Below are 20,079 nucleotides of genomic sequence, written 5' to 3'. Positions count from 1 at the left end.
TCGGCGAGCGGCTCGGCGTCTCCCAGATGCACGTCTCGCGGCTGATCTCCCGCCTCCTGGCCCGCCTGCGCGAAGGCATGCTCAGCACCAGCTGAAACCCGTCCGAACCACCTGAAAGGCCGGCCCTGGTGCCCTCGAGGCACCAGGGCTTCCCCGTGCGCTTTCCGGGACGTCCGGTTCAGGTGGACCAGATGACCCTGCCGTTGTGCAGGATGACCACCTTGGCGTCGGCCCGCAGGACCAGTTGGGCGTTGTCGTGGCCGTGGCTCTTGGAGGCCCAGATCGGACGGTCGGCGCCGTTGTGGATGACGAGGTTGCCGTCGGCCTGGAAGATCGCCCGGTGGTTCTCGCCGAAGGTCATGGACGCCCACAGGGGGTTGCCCCGCTCGTTGTAGACGACGAGGTTGCCGTCGGTCTGCATCACCATGCGGATGCGGTTGGTGGTCCAGGCCTGGTTGACCGCCAGAACGCTGGTCGCGTAGACGGTCTCGGTGCTCCAGGCCGGCTTCGGGGTCGTCTTCGGCTTCGGCTTGGGCTTCGGGGTCGGCGTCGACTTCTTCTCGGGCGGGCTGCTCGTCCTCGGCGCCGGAGCGGGCGCGACGGGCTGGGGGACGGCGGCCTTCGGGGTCGCGGTCTTCCGCGGCTTCGCCGGGCTCGGCGACGGACTGGGCGAGCCGGCCACGTAGTCGCCGAGGCCGGCGGGGGCGGATTCCGGGTTCAGGACGGTGTCGGAACCCTCCGCCGCCAGCCCCTTCGCGTCGTCGCGGTGCCCCTCGTCCTTGGCGGTCCCGGCCAGCAGCAGCGGTATGGCGATCAGGGCGGCGCCGACGAAGGCCGCCCCCGCCAGGATCGGCTTGCGCGGGCGTCCGCCGTCGGTGCCGGTGCCGGCCCTCACACCCGGCGCCGCCGCCCCGACGGCCGCCGCCACGGCGACGCCCTCCTCGGCCGCCCCGGCGGCCCGGGCGGGGGTGGCGGAGGGGGCGGGGGTGGTCGAGGGGGAGGCCTGTGTCGGGGTCGGGGCGGCGGTCTCCCCGCTCGCGGTCACGGTGGTGCCGGATTCGGCCGCGGGGGCTGCGGCGGGGCCCGGCGCGTTCCCCTCCGGCGTGGAGGGCGTGGCCGGCGCACCTGTGTCCTTCTCCTGCGCGGAGGGAGCGGGTGACGAGCCTGCGGTCTCCTGCGGCGCGGAGGACGCGGGCGGGGAGCCGGCCTCTTCCGCACGGGCGGTGCCCGTCTCCGCGTTGTTCGCGCGGGGGGTGGGGGGCTGGGGGGACATGGGGTACTCCTCCTCGGTGGCCGAGCTGTCGGTGGGGGAGCTGTCGGTGACGGAATCCGGGCGACCCGTTCGGCGGCCGTGCCGGACGAACGCCCGGCGCGTGAGCGGGCGTCGGGCCGGTACCGAGCCCGGACGGCCGGCCGTGAGGCTGCACGTCGACGGGTCCGACGGCGTCCAACTTAGCCCGTGGCCGAGGCCACGGTCGCTTTCGTGCCGGGAACGCCCCGTCACTTTGTCCCCCCGCGCCTCACTGCTCCCGGAAAGTTCCGCACTCGGGCAGCGAACGGACACGTCGAGACCCGATACGGACCTTCCCCGATCACCCGTCAACACGACGGCTGTGGCATCCTGTTGACTCCTCGATCTGGTCAGTGCCGCCGTGCGCGCAGGTCGTTCGGCACCCAAGAAGTCGTACGGACCCAAGAGTTCAGGTGGAGATGCGGCCCGGAGAACGGCAGGAGGGCAGGCACGACGCCTCGTCCGCGGTGCCCGGCGGCTCCGGACCGGCCGCGGCCCCCGAAGCACCCGTGACGACCGTCCCCGGGACCGGCGACGCCCCCGACGTACCCGAGGCCGTGCGGGCCGCCGCCCGCCGCGCACCGGGACACTGGATCGGGATGGTGGACCCGGAGTGGACCGAGGAGCGGACGCCGCCGGAGTGGGCGGTGCTGGGGGAGTGGCGGTCGGACGAGGGCGGGGGCGTGGGGGAGTACCGCGCCAACCCGGCGTACCGGCCCTCGGCGCGGGTGCTCGGCTGGCCGGAGCCCACCGACCCGGTGGACGCGGCGGCGCAGCGGGCCGCCACCGGCTACGGCCCGGTGGACGACGCGCTCGCGGCGCTCTCGCGGGCGGACGTCACGGTGGTGCGCGGACCGGACGGCGGGCCCCTCACGGCCGTCGGCCGGGACGGAGCCCCCGTGGTCCTGTTGTTCACCTCTCCGGCACACGAGTTCATGTCCGCGGCACTCAGTCATGACACGCTTCCGGCAGCGGAGCTGGCCCGTTCACTGAGCGGTTCCGGCACCCTGCTGATGGTCAACGCCGGGGCCGCGGCCCCCCTGCTCGTTCCGGCGGACAGCCTTCTCGGACCGGCACCCGTGCCCGGACCGGACGCCGAGGAGGCGTCCGTGGCGGACCCCGCCGCGGACCGGACCGACAACTCCCCTGACCCCCGGCCCCACATCACAGGGAGGACCCCGTGACGCGTTCGGCCCAGCAACCCCCCAGCCCTCCGGGGCCGGAGTCCGGCTCCGACGGCGAGGAGAGGGCCGCCACCGCCGTGGCGGCAACCGTCTCCCGGCCCACGGAGGCGAGCACCGAGCCCGCGAAGGCGGGAACCGAGCCCGACCCGGCAGAGACGAAGGCGGAGACAGAAGCAGAAGCAGAAGCGGAGACAGAAGCAGAAGCGGGGACAAAGGCAGCGGGGACAGAGGCAGAGGCGGGGAAGAAGGCTGAGGCGGGGACCGGTACGGCGGAGGCCGGGCCCGGCTCCGGCTCCCGTCCCGGCCCCGCCGAGGCGACGACCCCGCAGACCGCCGAGACCGCCGAGACCGGGGAGGCCGCCGAGGCGGCCGTCCAGGGCGGCGGCGCCTCCGGGTCCGCGGCCGCCGGCGGCCGGTCCGAGGCCGAGGCCGACCCGGGTGCCGCCGCGGCGGCCAAGAGCCGGCTGCCCGCGCTCGTACGGACCATGACCGCGACCGCGATCGACCGGCCGCGGCAGACCGGCCCGGTCGGGCGGCCGGGCAAGGCGGTGCTGGCCGGTGCCGCGGTCGGCGGAGCACTGCTCATGTCGGTGCCCTTCCTGGTTCTCGGCGGGAACGACGACGGGACCCGTACGGCGCCGACGGCGGCGGAGACCGTCCTCGGCGGGAACGCGGGGGAGGCGCCCGGCGAGTTCGCGGTGACCCGGCCCGTCGCCGGCTCCTCGGGCGAGAGCCCCGAGCCCTCCGGGAAGCCAGGCAAGCCGGTGCGGGAAGCCGCCGCGGCGGCCCCGGCCAAGGGCGGGGCCGGGGCCGAGCCGAAGCGGGAGGCGAGCCGGCAGGCCGAGCCGACGAAGCAGAGCAGCGGACAGAAGTCCGGCAGCGGCAGCGGCAGCGGTACCGGTACCGCCAAGGACTCCGGCGGCAGCAAGACGACCACCGGCGGCAAGACGTCGAACACCACCAAGAACCAGGCGGCGCAATCCGGTTCGGGCGTGACGTTCAGCGGTTTCGTCTCCCTGCGCAGTCATCTCTCCGGCCGCTGCGTCGACGTACCGGACAGCGACTTCAGCGACGGCAAGGCGCTGTGGGCGTGGGACTGCAACGGCACCGCCGCGCAGAAGTGGCAGTTCGCCTCCGACGGCACCATCCGCATCAAGGGCAAGTGCCTCGACGTGGCCAACGCCAACTACAACGACGGCACGACCATCCAGATCGCCTGGTGCAACGGCAACGCCGCCCAGCAGTTCGTGCTGAACTCCGCGCACGACCTGGTCAACACCGTCGTCGGCAAGTGCGTCGACATCGAGAACCACAACCGGGGCAACGGGGCCCGGCTGCAACTGTGGACCTGCAACGGCGGCGACAACCAGAAGTGGAGCGCCTGACCGTACGCCCGGGCGGAGAGCACCCCTCCCGCCGGACGCCCGCCCCCCGGGGCGGGGCATGATGGCACCGTCGGCTCGCCGACACGGGCCCCCGAAGAACGGGGTGCCCGCTGGAAAACGCCCCTGTGGCAAGGAGGTTGGTGCGTGTCGCGCCAGGTACTGACGGTCGGTCCCGGGGACCGGGACCGCTACCGGACGATCGGTGAGGCACTCGCTGCGGCCCGTACCGGCGCGCTCATCAGCGTCCGGCCCGGGACGTACGCCGAGAACCTGGTGATCCAGACCAGGGTCACCCTCACCGCCGCCGAGGGGCGGGGCACCGTGGAGATCCGGCCGCGTTCGGGCAGTGTGCTCGCGCTGCGCGCCGACGCCGTGATGCTGTCCGAGCTGACCCTGCGCGGCGGCGACGCCGAACTGCCGGCCGTGGACGTGCGGCGCGGGCAGGCCGCGTTCGACGGCTGCGAGGTCGTCGGCGCCGCCTGGACGGCGATGCTGGCCGGGGGCACCGGTTCCCTCGCGCTGCGGGACTGCCGGGTGAGCAACCCGCAGGGCGCGGGCATCGTGGTCACCTCGACCACGCCCACCACCGTGGAGTCCTGCACCCTGGAGAACCTGGGCACCAGCGGCCTGGTCCTCGCCGAGCAGGGCGAGGCGCGCGTCCGCGGCTGCACGGTGCGCGACGCCCGCGGCAACGGCCTGCTCGCCAACGGCGATTCCCGCGGCACGGTGGAGGACTGCGACATCTCCTCCACCGACAAGCCGTCCATCGCCCTGGAGCAGAACTGCTCCCTGTCGGTGGTCCGCACCGTGGTGCACGACACCAGCACCGGCGTGCACCTGAGCAGCACGGGCCGTACGACCCTGGAGGACGTCCGCGTCACCGGGGCGTCGGGGAACGGGATCGCGCTGGCCTCGGGCACCGACCCGGTGCTGCGCCGCTGCCGGGTCTCGCGCACCCGCGGACACGGCGTCCTGGTCACCGACCGGGCGCGCGGCACCTTCGAGGACTGCTGGGTGGACGGCGCGCAGGGCGCGGCGCTGCGGGTCGCCGGGGCCGCCTCCCCGGCGCTCACCGGCCTGACGGTCCGCGACTGCGAGCACACCGCGCTGCTCCTGGAGGAGGACTCGGCGCCGGAACTGGACCGCCTGGAGGTGATCGGCGGCTCGCCCGCCGTCGCCGTGCGCGGCGGCGCCAACCCGCTGCTGCGCCGGGCCCGCCTGGTGGAGCCGTCCGGCGACGGCGTCTCCGCGACCGCGAACGCCCGCGGCCGCGCCGAGGACTGCGAGATCGTCCGGCCCGGGGGCACGGGTGTGCACGTGGCCTCCGGCAGCACCCTCTACCTGGCCGGGGGCGGGGTCTCCGACGCCGCCGTCAGCGGTCTGGTGGTGGAGGACGGCGGCAACGTCACCGTCCGCGACTTCCGCGTCGAGATGTCCGGCGAGGAGGGCGTGGTGGTCGCCGGGGGCGGCGAACTGACCGCCAGCCGCACCGTGGCGCACGCCGCCAAGGGCCACGGCTTCCTGCTGCGCGAGGGCGCCCTCGCCTCCCTCAGCGGCTGCGAGGCCAACGGCGGCGCCCAGGACGGCTTCCGGGTGGAGTCCACCGCGCCGGTCTCGCTCGTGAACTGCCTCGCCCGGGAGAACGAGGGCGGCGGCCTGGTGCAGACCACGCCCGGCGAACGGCTCGCCGTGGAGGGCCTGAAGAGCACCGGCAACGGCAAGCGGGACGCCTGGGGCACCGGCAGCGCCGAGAACACCGACCCCGCCGGTTCGGGTGCCGCCGACGGACCCGCGCCGGACCGCGAGGACGGCCCGCTCGGCGCCCTCAACGCGCTGATCGGCCTGGAGAACGTCAAGCAGCAGGTGCGCACCCTGGTCAACCTGACCCAGCTCGCCCAGCGCCGCGAACAGCTCGGCATGCCCGCCCCGCCGATGAGCCGGCACCTGATCTTCGCCGGCCCGCCCGGCACCGGCAAGACCACCGTCGCCCGTCTCTACGGGGCGATCCTCGCCGAGCTGGGCTCGCTGCGCAGCGGGCACCTGGTGGAGGTCTCCCGCGCCGACCTGGTCGCCCAGGTCGTCGGCGGCACCGCGATCAAGACCAGCGAGACCTTCCAACGGGCCCTCGGCGGCGTGCTGTTCATCGACGAGGCGTACACGCTCACCGCCGACAGCGGCAACGGCGGCGCCGACTTCGGCCGTGAGGCGGTGGACACCCTGCTGAAACTCATGGAGGACCACCGCGACGACGTGGTGGTGGTCGCGGCCGGCTACTCCCGCGAGATGGAGTCCTTCCTCGGCTCCAACCCGGGTCTGGCCTCCCGCTTCTCACGGACCGTCGAGTTCGAGAACTACTCGGTGTCCGAACTGGTCGCGATCATGGAGAACATGTGCGCCCAGCACCAGTACGAGCTGGGCGAGGGCACCGCGGAGGCGCTGGCCGCGCACTTCGGGGCGATGCCGCGGGACGCCGGCTTCGGCAACGGACGTGCCGCGCGAGGGGTGTTCGAGGAGATGGTGGACCGGCAGGCGGTCCGGCTCGCCTCCCAGCCGCAGGTCGGCGAGCGCGACCTGCGGCTGCTGCTGCCCGAGGACGTCTCGCCGACCGCCGCCGCGGCGGCGGCCGAGACCGCCGCCCCGGCCGACGACCCGCTCACCCGCCTCGGCGACATGGTCGGCCTGGCCGAGGCCAAGCGCGACGTCGCTGACCTGGTCAACCTCATCACCACCGCCCGCCACCGGGCCGCCGCCGGGCTGCCGGTGCCCTCGCTCAGCCACCACCTGGTCTTCACCGGCCCGCCCGGCACCGGCAAGACCACCGTCGCCCGCCTCTACGGGCAGATCCTCACCCAGCTCGGCATCCTCGAGCGGGGCCAGCTGATCGAGGCGGCCCGCGCCGACCTGGTCGGCCGCTACATCGGCCACACCGCCCAGCTCACCCGCGAGGTCTTCGAACGGGCCCGCGGCGGCGTGCTGTTCATCGACGAGGCGTACACCCTCACCCCGCGCGGCGGCGGCGCCGACTTCGGCCAGGAGGCGGTGGACACCCTGCTGAAACTGATGGAGGACCACCGCGACGAGGTGGTCGTCATCGTCGCCGGCTACACCGACGAGATGGAACGCTTCCTCGCCTCCAATCCGGGCCTGTCCTCCCGCTTCCCGCGCCGGATCACCTTCGCGGACTACTCCTCCGAGGAACTGGTCACCATCGTGCGCTCCCACGCCGCGAGCATGGGCTACGAGTGCGGACCCGGCACCGGTTCCCTGCTCAAGCAGTACTTCGACGCGCTGCCCCGGGACCGCTCCTTCGGCAACGCCCGCCTGGCCCGCCAGGTGGTCGAGTCGATGGTCACCCGCCAGGCGGGACGGCTCAGTTCGCTGGCCGCGCCCACCCTGGACGACCTGCGCGTCCTCCTGCCCGAGGACGTGGCCGTCACCGCGCCGGGAACGGCTCCCCGGTGAGGCGGCCCGCCCGCGGGGTCGCCCGCCTGGTGTCCGGCGCCGGCCTCGCCGCCGCCCTGCTGCTGCCCGCGGCCGTTCCGGCGCACGCGGCACCCCCGTCCGGCATGCCGGCGGCCGACGGGAAGAAGGGCCAGCAACTGCCCGCCATGCCCTCCGCGTTCGACGCCGAGGCCGACGACGTGGCCTGCACCCCCGCCTCCAAGGAGAAGGCGGAGAAGCAGGACTGGTCGCGCCAGCGCCTCGACCTGGACCGGCTGCACCGGCACGGCACCGGGGCCGGCGTGACCGTCGCCCTCATCGACACCGGGGTCGCCACCGGCGCCGCCGGACTCGACGGCCGGGTCTCCGCCCAGGGCGCGGCCGGTGACGACTGCGTGGGACACGGCACCTTCCTGGCCGGGCTGATCGCCGGGACCGGCGGGGACGCCCCCGGCCTGGCCGGGGTCGCCCCCGGCGCGAAGATCCTCGCCCTGCGCGGCACCGACGAGCGCGGCACGGCGAGCGCCGACCTGGTCGTGCGGGCGCTGCGCGACGCCACCGAGGCGCGCGCCCAGGTCATCGCGGTCGCGGTGGCCCTGCCCCGCCGTGACGCGGCGCTGACCCGTGCGGTCGCCGAGGCCCGCCGCGCGGGCGCGGTGGTGGTCGCCGCGGCCACCCCGGACCCGCCGTCCCGGGGCGGCACCGACGACATCCCGTCCCGCACCTACTGGCCGGCCGGCGAACCCGGAGTCCTGTCGGTCGCCGACATGCTGCCCGGCGGCACCCGTCCCAAGGACGCCCTGCCCACCGGCGGCATCGACCTGGCCGCCCCCGGCGCCGGGGTGGTCTCCGGCGGCCCGCGCGGCAAGGGCCACTACCTCGGCGGCGGCGCCTCGGTGGCCACCGCCTACACCGCCGGGGCCGCCGCGGTGGTCCGCGCCGCCCACCCCGACGACTCGGCCGACGCCGTCACCCGCCGCCTCACCGCCACCGCCTACCCGGCGGACATCCCCCAGCTGGATCCCTACGCCGCCGTCACCACGGTCCTCGGCGACGCCGCCGCGTCCACCGGCGCCGAGCGGGCCGCGGAGCCCGTGACGGTCCGCGACACCGCCTCGGCCGACCGGGCCACCAGCCGCGCCGGCCTGCTGGTCCTCCTCGGCTCCGCCGCCGTCCTCGCCGTCCTGTGGGGCGCCTTCACCTTCTCCCGGGCCCGCGCCCGCGGCTGGCGCCCGGCGGAGGCGGGCCCGACGACGGCAGGACGGACGGCTCCCGAGTAGCGGGGTGCTGATGCCGTACGACAGGGGGCCCGCACCTGGTGTGCGGGCCCCCCGTCGTACGGCCGCCTTCCCGAGGCCGGCGTCGGGCACCACGGCCGGCGGGCGGACCACCCGGGAAAACGCCGGTGGGGCCGGCCTCCGCCGACCCCACCGGCCGCCTTGCTCGCGCCGTGCCCGGCGCCTCGCGGCTGCCGGGCACGGCGGTCCGGCTACGACCCGTTCTCCTCCACCAGCGCCGTCTGCATCAGCCGTGCCCGGCGGCGGGCGATGTGCAGGGCACGGCCGGGCGGGAGGTTGAGCGGTTTCGTGTTGCCGAACAGACGGCCCTCCGTGGGCGGGCAGGAGAGCAGGACGGCGGGGTTGTTGGCCTCGTCGAGGCGGCGGACGAGGGGGTCGCTGAGGCCGCGGCCCGCGCCCATGGCGCTGCGGGCGACGATCAGGTGCAGGCCCATCTCGTAGCCGAGGGTCAGGTGCTCGAAGAGCGGCTCGAAGGGACTCTGGAAGGTGTTGCTGCCGACCACCATGTCGTAGTCGTCGACCAGGATGAACAGCCGCGGGCCGGTCCACCAGTCGCACTGGCGCATGCGGGCGGGGGCGATGTCCGCGCCGGGGACGCGGGTCTTCATCGCGCGGGCCGCCCCCTCGATGGTCTCCTTGAGGTTGTCCAGGGAGATCACGTGCCCGATGCGGTACTCCTCGGGGATGGCGTCCACCAGCGTGCGGCGGTAGTCCACGGCGATGATCTTCGCCTCGTGGGGGGCGTAGTGGGCGGTGATCCCCCGGGTGGCGCGGCGCAGCAGGTTGGTCTTGCCGCTCTCGGTGTCGCCGACCACGATCAGGTGCGGGGTGCGGCTGAAGTCGTGCCAGACCGGTTCCAGGGCGTCCTGGTCGATGCCGAGCGGCAGCCGCATGCCGCCCCCCTCGGTGCCCTGGGGCGCGGGGAGTTCGGCGAGCGGGAGCCGGTGCGGCAGCATCCGGATCTGCGGGGCGGGCGCGCCGCTCCAGTGCCGGGCCACTTCGGAGACCAGGTGGGCGACGCCCTCGCCGAGGTCGTCGAGGGAGCCGCTGCCGTCCAGGCGGGGCAGGCCGGCGAGGAAGTGCATCTTGCTGTCGGAGGTGATGCCCCGGCCGCCGGTGCGCGGCACCGAGCGGGCCTTGCGGGTGTCGACCTCGGAGTCCATCGGGTCGCCCATCCGCAGTTCCAGGCGGGTGGCCGCCTGGTCCCGTACCTGGGCGGACAGCTCCACCCAGCGGGTGGTGGTGACGATCAGGTGGATGCCGTAGTTCAGGCCGCGGGAGGCGATTTCGTTGAACTTGGGGACCAGGTCGTCGTAGTCCTGGCGGACCGTGGACCAGCCGTCGACCACCAGGAAGACGTCGCCGAAGGGCTCGTCGGGGAACTCCCCGGCGGCCCGGCGGCGGCGGTAGGACTGCATGGAGTCGATGGTGTGGTCGACGAAGAACTGCTCGCGGCGGGCCAGCAGCGTCATCACCTCGGCGACCGCCCGGTGCACCCGCTCCGGGTTGAGCCGCGGCGCGACACCGCCGACGTGGGGGAGCGCGGCGAGCTGGGAGAGACCGCCGCCACCGAAGTCGAGGCAGTAGAACTGGACCTCGGCGGGGGTGTGGGTGAGGGCGAGGGCGGCGATCAGCGTGCGGGCGAGGGTGGACTTGCCGCTCTGCGAGCCGCCCGCGACGGCGACGTGGCCGCCCGCTCCCGACAGGTCCACGATCAGCGGGTCGCGGCGCTGCTCGAAGGGTTTGTCCACCAGGCCGACCGGGACCCGCAGCCTGCCGGTCCCGGACCAGCCGGCGGCGCCGAGACCGCGCTCGGGGTCGGGGGCGATGCCGGGCAGCAGGGCGTCGAGCGGGGAGGGCTCGTCCAGCGGCGGCAGCCACACCTCGTGGGCGGCGGGCCCGGAGCCGCGCAGCCGGTCGAGGGCCACGTCGAGCAGTGTCTCCTCCTCGCCGGTCTCCTCCGTCTCCGGCTCCGGCTCGGGCGCCGCCTCCAGCGTGCGGGGCACCACCCAGCCGCTGGTCCACGGCACCACCTGGCTGGCCACCCGGGCCTGCACCACCGCGCCGGTGCGGCGCCGGTAGGTCCCCGAGGAGTAGGCGGCCCGGAACCGGGTCAGCGACTCCACCCCGGACTTCAGGTAGCCGCTGCCGGGCTGGGCCGGCAGTTCGTAGGCGTCCGGCACGCCGAGCACGCCGCGGCTCTCCATGGCGGAGAAGGTGCGCAGGCCGACGCGGTACGACAGGTGGCTCTCCAACTGGTGCATACGGCCCTCGTCCAGGCGCTGCGAGGCGAGCAGCAGGTGCACTCCCAGGGAGCGGCCGAGGCGGCCGATCATCACGAACAGGTCCATGAACTCCCGGTGCGCGGAGAGGAGTTCGCTGAACTCGTCGACCACCACGAACAGGCTGGGCAGCGGGGTGAGGGCCGTCCCGGCGGCGCGCGCCCGCTCGTACTCCAGGGCGGAGGTGTAGTTGCCGGCGGCGCGCAGCAGTTCCTGGCGGCGGATGAGTTCGCCGTGGAGCGCGTCCTGCATGCGCTCCACCAGGGCGACTTCGTCGGCGAGGTTGGTGATGACGGCGGACGTGTGCGGCAGTTCCTCCAGGCCGAGGAAGGTGGCGCCGCCCTTGAAGTCGACCAGGACGAAGTTGAGGGTCTCGGAGGAGTTGGTCAGGGCGAGGCCGAGGACGAGGGTCCGCAGCAGTTCGCTCTTGCCGGAGCCGGTGGCGCCGATGAGCATGCCGTGCGGGCCCATGCCGCCCTGCGCGGACTCCTTGATGTCGAGTTCCACCGGGCGCCCGTCCACGCCGACCGCGATCGGCACCCGCAGCCGCGCCGAGCCGGTGTGCCGCTCGAAGAGGACGCGCGGTTCGTGCCGGTGCAGGTCGGGAATGCCGAGCAGGGCGGTCAGCTCGACGTCGGTGTCCAGCGGCTGCGCGACGTCGCCGCCCAGACTCATCCGGCGCGGCGCGAGCAGCCTGGCCAGTGACTCCGCGCCGAGCGTGCCGAGCCGGTCCGGACGCCCGAGCGGCACGGAACGCTCCTTGCGGCTGCGGTCGGTGCGCACCAGGCTCACCCGGTCCGGCCCGACGGTCAGCCGCAGCGTGTTGCGGCCGGGCCGCCAGCGCAGCGCCCCGGAGACGTCGAGGACCACGGCGTTGCGGTAGCCGTGTCCCTCCCAGCGGTGCCCCTCGGGGACGGTGACGCCGTCCAGGACGACGACGGTGTAGGGCTCGTCGCGGCCGGGTCGGGCGTCCGGGTCGAAACCGGGGCGCTCGGCGAACTCGGCACCGAGCAGGTCGTCCAGCTCGGTGAGGTCGGCGGTGATCCGGCGGACCTTGCCGGCGCCGTCCTCCTCGTACGGGTGCAGCGCGTGCGGCAGCCACTTGGCCCACTCCCAGTCGGGCCGCCGTTCGTCGCTGACGCAGAGGGCGAGCCACAGCTCCTCGGGCGCGTGGAACACCGCGAGCTGCGCGAGCACGGCGCGCACCAGGGCGCGTACCGGCTCGGTGCCGGTGTCGCCGGCCGCGCCGCCGCCGGCCGCACCGCCGGTGCCGTCGCTCCCGGTGCCGTCGGCCGCCGCGGACGACGCGCCGCCGGCTCCGGCGGGTTCCCCACCGGGTGTCTCCTCGGCGCGCAGCAGGATCCGGGCCGAGGAGCGCAGGTAGAGGCCGAGGGGCTGCTCGGGGATCGTGGAGTAGGCGCGGATGAAGCGCCGCAGGGCGTGCGCGCACAGCGGCTCGAGGTCCTCCACCGGGCGGGTGGAGACCGGGTTCAGGGTGAGCGCGAGCTGCTGCTCGCCGACCGCGAGCCGGATCTCGCCGAAGTCCTCGTCGGCCGGGCGGCGTTCCCACAGCCGCGAGGTGCGGGCCAGGGAACGCAGCGAGGCGGGCTCCGGGTGGCGCCAGGCGAGTGCCCGCTGCTGCTCCGTGATGGTGGTCCGGACCCGCTTGCGGGTCTGCGCCAGGTAGCGCAGGTAGTCGCGGCGCTCACCCTTCAGGCGCTGCTTGCGCTCGCTGGAGCGGCGCATCAGCTGCCCCAGCAGCATGGCACCGGCGGAGAGCGCCATGACGCCCATCGCCAGGTACATGAAGACGCCGTTGCCACCGCCGGGACGCAGGAACATCAGCATCATGGACACCGACATCAGCGCCATCGGCAGATAGGTCCATATCGCCGAGGTGTCCGGCACCGTCTCGGCCAGAACGGGCGGCTCCTGAAGGGTCAATTGCCCTTCGGGCATCTCGGGTCCGCGTCGGCGGGCCGGCCGGCGAAACAGCACCACACTCAAGGAACGAAACCTCCGGTTTCACTGGCTTTCCGGCCCGCACCGAAATACCGGAGCAACCGGTGGCGGGTAAGACCGCACCGAGCCGATTCTCCGGGATCCGCATGACGCGGTGAACGCCGACTGCATGTTTCGAACGGATAGCGGGGGACGGTCAACTCCCGTGATGGGCAACTCCATACCGGGTGAGGAGTCCGGCCCGCAGCACGATCCGGCGGGTGTAGGCAGTAGTCTGCATTCACGGAACGCGCGCTGTCCACGCGGGGCGGGTCTCCACCGGGCGCGCGGACCCCCGATTTCCCTGTCCGGCCCCTCCGTTCCCGGCCCGGCCGGCCTTCCGTACCCTTCGCACATCCCCTCTCCCGGGGAAGACCCCCAGCCAACGCCTTTACGGAAGTCGAGAGTTCAGCTGATGACCGACAGCACGGTGGCCGAACTGTGCCGCCTGACCGTACGTGCGCCGAGCGTCCGCGTCGATCTGGCCGTTCCCGCCGACGTGCCGGTCGCCGACCTCCTGCCCACGCTGCTGCGTTACGTCGGGGAGGAGGCCGAGGAGGCCGGACTCGACCACGCCGGCTGGGTGCTCCAGCGGCTCGGCGACCCCCCGCTCGACGAGGAGACCACCCTCGCCCAGGCCGGCCTCGCCGACGGCGCCGTGCTCCACCTGCGTCCGCACACCGAGGCGCTGCCCGAGGCCCGGCTGGACGACCTGGTGGACGGGATAGCCGACACCGCGGCCCGACGGCTGCACACCTGGAGTCCCGAAGCGGCCCGCGGACTGCTGGTGGGCACCGCGGTGGCGACGGTGGTGGCCGCCCTCGTGCTGGTGCTCCGGCCCGGGGTGACCGGCTCCGCCTCCGCCCGGGCCGCCTGCGCGGCCCTGATCGGGCTGCTGCTGCTCGCGGGCGCGGGCTCGGCCAGCCGCGCGGTGGGCGACCGCCTCTCCGCGAGCGCGCTCGGCCTGCTGGTCGCGCCCTGCCTGGCCCTGGCCGGCTGGCTGCTGCCCGGCGGCGACCTGGGCGGCCCGGACACGGCGCGGGTCGCGGGCGCGCGGCTGCTCGCCGCGGGCGCGGCCGGCGCGGGCGGCGCCGTCCTCGCGCTCGCCGCCACCGCGGTCGGCGCCCCGGCCCTCCTGGCCACGGCGGTGGTCGCGCTGGCCGTCGCGACCGCCGGAGCCCTGATGGGCTACACCGACCTCGACGCACCGGCCGCGGTGGCGCTGGTGGCGACGGTCCTCGCGCTGGGCGCCGGGACGGTGGCGCCGTTCGCCTTCAAGCTGGCCGGGATGCGGATGCCGGCGCTGCCGTCGTCCGCCGGCCAGCTCCAGGAGGGCATCGAACCCTACGCGGGTGACGACGTCGCCGAACGCACCGAACTGGCCGGGCGCTGGGTCACCGCGCTCTTCGCCGCCACCGGCGTCGTCGCCGCGGGCGCCCAGGTCGTCCTCGCCGAGCACCCCGACCTGCCCGAGGTGCTGACCTCCCTCACGCTGAGCCTGCTGCTGCTCCTGCACGCCCGCGGACTGGTGCACATCGGGCAGCGGCTGACCCTCGCCGTGCCCGGCGTCTGGGGACTGCTGCTGCTCGCCCGCGCCTGGGCCGTGGACCAGCACGGCGACGGGCGGCTGGTCGTCCTCGCGGTGCTGCTCGCCGCGGCGGCCGCGCTCGTGATCGCCGCCTGGACGGTCCCCGGCCGCCGGATGCTGCCGTACTGGGGCCGTGCCGCGGAACTGGCCCACACCGGCCTCGCGGTGGCGCTGCTGCCGCTCGCCCTCTGGGCGGCGGGGCTGTTCGGCTGGCTGCGCGGCCTGTTCGGCTGAGCGCACCCGCACCCCCGCACCCAGCACACCGCACCCCGCACACCCGCACGGCGGGCACGGAGAACGAGTTCGAGGAGAGGCCGTGCAGTCCAAACGCGACCAGGTACACGCCCACACCTTCATGATGGGCAGGCTCAGCTCGGGCCTGCTGACGGCCGACCCGGACGCCCCCGAGAGCCCGCTCGGGCGCACCACCCGCGGCCTGGTCTTCGGCGTGCTGGCCACCGTCCTGATCGGCGCGGGCGCCATCGTGTACGGCCTGCTGCGCCCCGGCGGGAACGACGGCTGGCGCGACGGCGAGCACCTGGTGGTCAACCGCGACACCGGCGCCCGGTACCTGTGGACCGGCACCGACGGCGTCCTGCACCCGGTGCGCAACTACGCGTCGGCACGGCTGATCGGCGGCTCCGACCTGCCGACCGCGGACGTGCGCACCCCCTCCCTGCGGGACGTCCCGGTGGGCACCCCGGTCGGGATCCCCGGCGCCCCGGACTCCCTGCCCGACTCCGGCGGCCTCGACGACGGCGCCTGGCACCTGTGCGTCACCGGGCCGGAAGGGGCGCTGCCCGACACCTCCGGCACCGTGGCCGACACCGGGGTGGACGAGCCGGGGACCACCACCGTGGTGGCCGGGGCGCCCCTGGACTCCGACGGCATCGCCGGCGACCGCGGCGTGCTGGTGAGCGGGCCGGACCGCACCGAGTACCTGGTGTGGCGGGGCAGCAGACTGCCGCTGGACCGTGCCTCCGACGCCCGCAACGCCCTCGGCTACGGCTCCCAGCGGCCGATGCCGGTCTCGGCGGCCTTCCTCGACGCCCTGGCCCCCGGTCCCGCCCTGAAGCCGCCCGCGGTGCCGGGACGCGGCGACAAGGGCCCGGTGCTCGGCGGCGAGGCCAGCCGGATCGGCCAGCTGTTCGAGGTCAGCGTGCCCGGCGGCGACAGCACCTACCACCTGCTCCGCGAGGACGGGCTGGTGCCGCTGACCCGGCTCGGCGCCGCCCTCGTCCTGGGCGACCCGGCCACCCAGAAGGACGCCTACCGGGGGCAGTCGCCCGAGGTGCGCACGCTCGGCGCGGACGCGCTGCGCGAGCACCGGGCGAAGGACTCCGCGGCCGCCGGGTCCGCGGAGCTGCCGGACACGCCGCCCCTGCCGCAGTCCACGCCGCGCGGCAGCGCGCTCTGCGCGCAGGTGGACGGCGGTGACGGCGGCGCCCGCATCAGTTCGGTGTTCGCCCCGCTCACCCAGCTCGCCCCGGTCGCGGTGTCACAGGGCACCGACCAGCCACTGAGCGCCGCCTGCGTCCCGACGGACGCCACGGTCGTACGGCCGGGGCACGCCGCGCTGGTCCGGGCCCTGAACGCGAGCGGCGCCGCGCACGCCGGGACCACCTACCTGGTGGCGGAGAACGGCGTGAAGTACCGGGTCTCCGACAAGAAGGCGCTGGAAGCCCTCGGGTACCAGGCCGCGGACATCGACTCGGTCCCGGCACCGCTGCTCGCGGCCCTGCCGACCGGCGCGGACCTCGACCCGGCGGCCGCCTCGGGCGCGGCGGAGCCCAAGGTCACGGCCCCCGAGTGCGGCGCCGGCGACCGGCCGGGACGGGACGGGGCGGCCGACGGGCCGGACGGGGCGGCGGACGCCGGGGACGCCGGCGGCCCCGGCGATACCGGTGACAACACGGACGTGGCGGACACCGCGCGCACAGCCGACACCGCACGCTGATCGAGGCAAGCGGCGCATACGGCGCCAAAGAAAAGGAAAAGGCCGGACGGGAAAAGTGCGAACCGAACTCGGCGTCGAGGGCGGGAAGTCGACGATTCCGTAACCGGCCGAACACGATGGGGAACCTCAGAGAAAGCTCAAATATCGCGTCCGGGCATCGCCGGTAAAACCCGGCCGGGCGTGTCCTTCGCTCCGGAAACGGTCCGCCCGGCTGCCCGCCCGGTTGCCGGGCATGCCCGTTCTCCGCCCGTATCGGCGCGTCTGGCGGACGGTTCGCGCGGAGTTCGCGGATGGCGTGCGTCACATCGGCGGGGGCGGCGGGGGGATGAGTTCATTTCGCCGAAACCTGGCAACAACTTGCCTGCGACACAAGCGTTCTGACTGATGCTCAAATTTTCCCAACCTGCGTTGCGCGGAAGGCCGGGTTTTCTTTAGCCTCAGCGGACAACGGTGCGACGAGACGTGCTCGAACGAAGGGAACGCGACATGGCGGACAGCGCCGCGCGGAAAGCGGATTATGCCAAGGGCTTGGGCGGTGTCTCCTCTCTGGAGTCGGCCCGCGACCGGGTCGAGAAGATCCAGGACGGCGTCGCGGAGATCGCCGCGCGTTCGGGCGTGGGCGGCGGCGAGGGCCAGGCCCTGACGAAGCTCTTCCGCAGCTGGAACGCCGAGGCGCAGAAGGTCGTCATCCAGATCAGCAAGATGATCGACGCGCTGCAGGAGAACGTGACCTCCGCCGATCGCTTGGCGAAGGAGAACCAGGACCTCACCGAGATCCTCAACAGCAAGACCAGCCAGGGCGTCTTCGAAGCGCTGCGCTGACCCACCCCCCCCCGGCGGTACCGGCCCCCCTCGCGGTGCGGCCGTACCCCCGTGAGCTTGCCGGGCCCCCGTGCCCGGCCTTCTGAGAGGAGACGTCGTGGCCGACGGCATCATCGACGTTCAGTACCCCAAGGTCAGGCAGGCGGTCGAGGAGCTGAAGGACCAGACCCAGGCGATCATCACGACCCTCAACAACCTGGAGGACGAGCTGAAGCCGCTCATCGCGTCCTGGGAGGGTGCGGACCAGGAGATGTACCGCCAGGTCCAGGCCGAATGGGACCAGGCCACCAAGAACATGGCCCTGCTCCTCGGTGACAGCGGCGAGCTGGTCCAGATGATCCACGACAACCACTCCCGGGACGAGCGCCGCAGCGCCGACAACTGGGGCGGTGTACGGGCCCGTTAGGGTCCGTACGGCGGATCGGCCGGCGCCGGGCGGCGGGAGTCGCGCCCCGGCCCCGGGCCGGTCCGGACGACGACGCCCGGGCCGCCCGGGGTGCTTCCTCCGTTCGCGACGGAGGCGGCACCCCGGCGCCCGGGCGCGTGATCGGCGGCCAGGCGCCGAACCCACCCCCACCCCGTCCGGCACCAAGCGGCAGGAGAGCGTCCGATGGCCGGTGAGAAGGCCGACGTCAAGCATTTCGACCTCAAGCAGATGGAGAACTTCCGGGACTTCGAGGTGGATCCGGTCCACAAGGCCGCGAAGAAGCACCGTGAGGTGGGCGACGAGGGTGCCGGCATCCGCCCGCTCGGCCACCTCGTCGACGGCCACACCACCCCGGACAACCTCGCTCAGGACAAGCAACTCCTGCGCATCGGCCGGATGGTCACCGAAACCCTGGTCTCGGGACCGGCCCTGATCGCGGACATCCGCACCGTGGCCGAGGCCGTCGACAAGCTGCTCGGTGACCAGATGGACCTCTTCAAGGAGTTGAAGGAGGCGCTCACCGAGACCATCGAGGAAGCCAACAAGACCAAGAACAAGAACCTGGACGCGATCAACGCGCAGACGTTGCTCCAGACCTTCGGCGAGGTCGACGAACTCACCGCCGGCGGCTCCGGCGGCTCCGGCGGTTCGAAGAACGACGACGACTGAGACCGCGCCGCGCGGACCGGCGGGGCCCACGACGGCCGCCGCGTCCGCGCGCACACCATCCGGCCGCACCCCCGCATGAGGGAACGGTGCGCCGGCCAGGACCACAACCGACCAGAAAGGGCGTCAGGTGCCCGATCGCTACGATCCCAACTCCGTCGCCAACCTCGACAAGTTCGACAACGCGGGCGACCCGTCGGGCGACACCTGGGCCACCCTGGTCACCCACATCACCGGCTATCCGGTGCCGGACCGCAACACGATCTTCGACACGCTCCGGTCCGACCACGGCGGCAAGCTCTTCCGGATGGACATCAAGGAGCGCAGCCTCAGCCTGCTCGTCAAGGACTCCGGCTTCCTGACGAACAAGGGCGAGGACTACGACATCTGGTTCTTCGACAGCGGCAAGAAGCGGTCGATCATGCAGGCCAGGATCGTCTTCGAGGGCCGGGTGAAGGTCGGCGACGAGATCCACTTCGCCGAACCCAACTCCGACGACGTCAACAACGCGCAGGTCCGCGAGGGCAACGAGTTCAAGGACTACCACGGGGACAAGTTCAGCACCATCCCGCTCGCCCGGTACATGAACGGGCCGCGGGCGGCGCTCATGGCGCTGCTGGGCGGAGGCACGCAGAACGCCCGGTTCAGCAACCTGGGCGTGCCCGACGCCGACGTGGTGGACCTGAAGTCCTTCAACACCACCGGGGAGTCCTTCGACTTCGCCGCGAAGTTCTTCAAGGACCACGCGGTGGTGCTGAAGGACTGGGAGGACCGTTTCGGCCGGGACGACGCGAGCTGGAAGGGCGAGGCCGCGGAGGTCTTCCGCAGCCTGCTGACGAAGATCCGCGAGAACTACGACAGCTACGTCGAGACGTTCAACTCCTCGCCCACCGCCGGCGGTGAGAACACCGGAACCGGCAGCACGGTGTACTCGCGTGCCCTGTCGCTGGGCCGCACGTACCTGGAGAACGCCGCCAGGGACCTGCTGGACGCGTGGCTGAAATGGGCCAAGTCCCCCTACTACGACCCGCACCGGGTGCTGCGCTACGTCCTGGACGACCTCGCCCAGTGGGTGGACACCCACAACGTCGCCAATACGAAGCTCACCTCCCACACCAGTCGCTACTCCCACAGCGTCACGCACACCCCGCAGGAGGGCTTCTCCCAGACCCACCCGGAGTACGGCGACCTCACCGACATCGCCAACTGGGCCAAGGTCGGCGACAAGGCGGTCAAGATCTGGAACCAGGGCGTCGCCGAGTACCTGGGCAAGCCCGCCGCCCAGGTGCAGTCGACCCTGAACAACCACTTCCTCGAACTCGGCGAGGACTTCTCGTCGAACGTGCCCGAGCCCAAGTCGACCAGCACGGCCTCGCAGGACTACGAGAAGCGGAAACTGGATGAGGAGAAGGAGGAGATCAACCGGCAGAACGAGGAGAACCGCAAGTACCAGGACGAGCTGCGCGAGGAGCAGAAGCGGCAGCGCGAGGAGGACCGCAAGTACCAGGACGAGCTGCGCGAGGAGCAGAAGCGGCAGCGCGAGGAGGACCGCAAGTACCAGGACGAGCTGCGCGAGGAGCAGAAGCGCGAGCAGGAGGACGCCAAGCGCCTCCAGGACGACCTGCGCAACGAGCAGAACCAGCAGCGCGAGGAGGACCGCAAGTACCAGGACGAGCTGCGCGAGGAGCAGAAGCGCGAGCAGGAGGACGCCAAGCGCCTCCAGGACGACCTGCGCAA

Annotated in this window: 13 protein-coding genes; 11 read left to right on the top strand and 2 right to left on the bottom strand. The window is 73.6% G+C overall.

Annotated elements, in window-relative coordinates; translation table 11 throughout:
* On the top strand, positions 1 to 95 hold a 95-nt coding region (locus tag ACGFQC_RS35315; RefSeq protein WP_363093014.1), incomplete at its 5' end, for a sigma factor-like helix-turn-helix DNA-binding protein.
* 83 nt (positions 96 to 178) lie between these two features.
* Here ACGFQC_RS35315 and ACGFQC_RS35310 read toward each other — a convergent pair.
* Positions 179 to 1,273 (bottom strand): mannose-binding protein, encoded by a 1,095-nt coding sequence (locus ACGFQC_RS35310; RefSeq protein ID WP_363093012.1) that lies wholly within the window; start codon positions 1,271 to 1,273, stop codon positions 179 to 181.
* Between the two features lie 437 nt (positions 1,274 to 1,710).
* Here ACGFQC_RS35310 and ACGFQC_RS35305 point away from each other — a divergent pair, with 437 nt between their 5' ends.
* The 4 genes from ACGFQC_RS35305 to ACGFQC_RS35290 all read left to right on the top strand — a co-directional run bounded on the left by ACGFQC_RS35305 (position 1,711) and on the right by ACGFQC_RS35290 (position 8,581).
* Complete coding sequence (locus ACGFQC_RS35305) at positions 1,711 to 2,475, top strand: type VII secretion system-associated protein (RefSeq protein WP_393289094.1); 765 nt, start codon at positions 1,711 to 1,713, stop codon at positions 2,473 to 2,475.
* Positions 2,472 to 3,860: a ricin-type beta-trefoil lectin domain protein gene (locus ACGFQC_RS35300; protein WP_363093010.1), complete on the top strand. Its 1,389-nt coding sequence runs from the start codon at positions 2,472 to 2,474 to the stop codon at positions 3,858 to 3,860. Before ACGFQC_RS35305 ends, ACGFQC_RS35300 begins: the two co-directional genes overlap by 4 nt.
* 144 nt (positions 3,861 to 4,004) lie before the next feature.
* Positions 4,005 to 7,322 carry a right-handed parallel beta-helix repeat-containing protein gene (locus tag ACGFQC_RS35295; RefSeq protein WP_363093009.1) on the top strand — a complete coding sequence of 1,106 codons (3,318 nt, stop codon included), beginning with the start codon at positions 4,005 to 4,007 and terminating at the stop codon, positions 7,320 to 7,322.
* Positions 7,319 to 8,581 carry a S8 family serine peptidase gene (locus tag ACGFQC_RS35290; RefSeq protein ID WP_363093008.1) on the top strand — a complete coding sequence of 421 codons (1,263 nt, stop codon included), beginning with the start codon at positions 7,319 to 7,321 and terminating at the stop codon, positions 8,579 to 8,581. Before ACGFQC_RS35295 ends, ACGFQC_RS35290 begins: the two co-directional genes overlap by 4 nt.
* Positions 8,582 to 8,790: 209 nt before the next feature.
* Here the strand turns inward: ACGFQC_RS35290 and eccCa are convergent, their stop codons facing one another.
* Positions 8,791 to 12,840, bottom strand: a complete 4,050-nt coding sequence (eccCa, locus tag ACGFQC_RS35285) for a type VII secretion protein EccCa (RefSeq protein ID WP_363093007.1) — start codon at positions 12,838 to 12,840, stop codon at positions 8,791 to 8,793.
* Positions 12,841 to 13,297: 457 nt separating this feature from the next.
* Here eccCa and eccD point away from each other — a divergent pair, with 457 nt between their 5' ends.
* The 6 genes from eccD to ACGFQC_RS35255 form a co-directional block, all read left to right on the top strand.
* On the top strand, positions 13,298 to 14,704 hold the full coding sequence (gene eccD, locus ACGFQC_RS35280; RefSeq protein ID WP_363093006.1) for a type VII secretion integral membrane protein EccD: 1,407 nt from the start codon (positions 13,298 to 13,300) through the stop codon (positions 14,702 to 14,704).
* Positions 14,705 to 14,786: 82 nt separating this feature from the next.
* The gene (gene eccB, locus ACGFQC_RS35275) at positions 14,787 to 16,427 is read left to right on the top strand and encodes a type VII secretion protein EccB (protein WP_363093005.1); all 1,641 of its coding nucleotides are present in this window, start codon (positions 14,787 to 14,789) and stop codon (positions 16,425 to 16,427) included.
* A 486-nt stretch (positions 16,428 to 16,913) separates the two neighbouring features.
* On the top strand, positions 16,914 to 17,249 hold the full coding sequence (locus tag ACGFQC_RS35270; protein ID WP_363093013.1) for a hypothetical protein: 336 nt from the start codon (positions 16,914 to 16,916) through the stop codon (positions 17,247 to 17,249).
* A gap of 97 nt (positions 17,250 to 17,346) precedes the next feature.
* Positions 17,347 to 17,655, top strand: a complete 309-nt coding sequence (locus tag ACGFQC_RS35265) for a WXG100 family type VII secretion target (protein WP_363093004.1) — start codon at positions 17,347 to 17,349, stop codon at positions 17,653 to 17,655.
* Positions 17,656 to 17,859: 204 nt separating this feature from the next.
* The gene (locus ACGFQC_RS35260) at positions 17,860 to 18,345 is read left to right on the top strand and encodes a type VII secretion system-associated protein (RefSeq protein ID WP_363093003.1); all 486 of its coding nucleotides are present in this window, start codon (positions 17,860 to 17,862) and stop codon (positions 18,343 to 18,345) included.
* A 127-nt stretch (positions 18,346 to 18,472) separates the two neighbouring features.
* A partial coding sequence (locus tag ACGFQC_RS35255; protein ID WP_393289093.1) for an AAWKG family protein occupies positions 18,473 to 20,079 on the top strand: 1,607 nt, incomplete at its 3' end.

This window comes from Streptomyces sp. NPDC048734, from assembly GCF_043198675.1.
Lineage (GTDB): Bacteria > Actinomycetota > Actinomycetes > Streptomycetales > Streptomycetaceae > Streptomyces.
The sequence above is the reverse complement of the archived record's forward strand: the minus strand, read 5'-3'. Positions and strand labels throughout refer to the sequence as shown.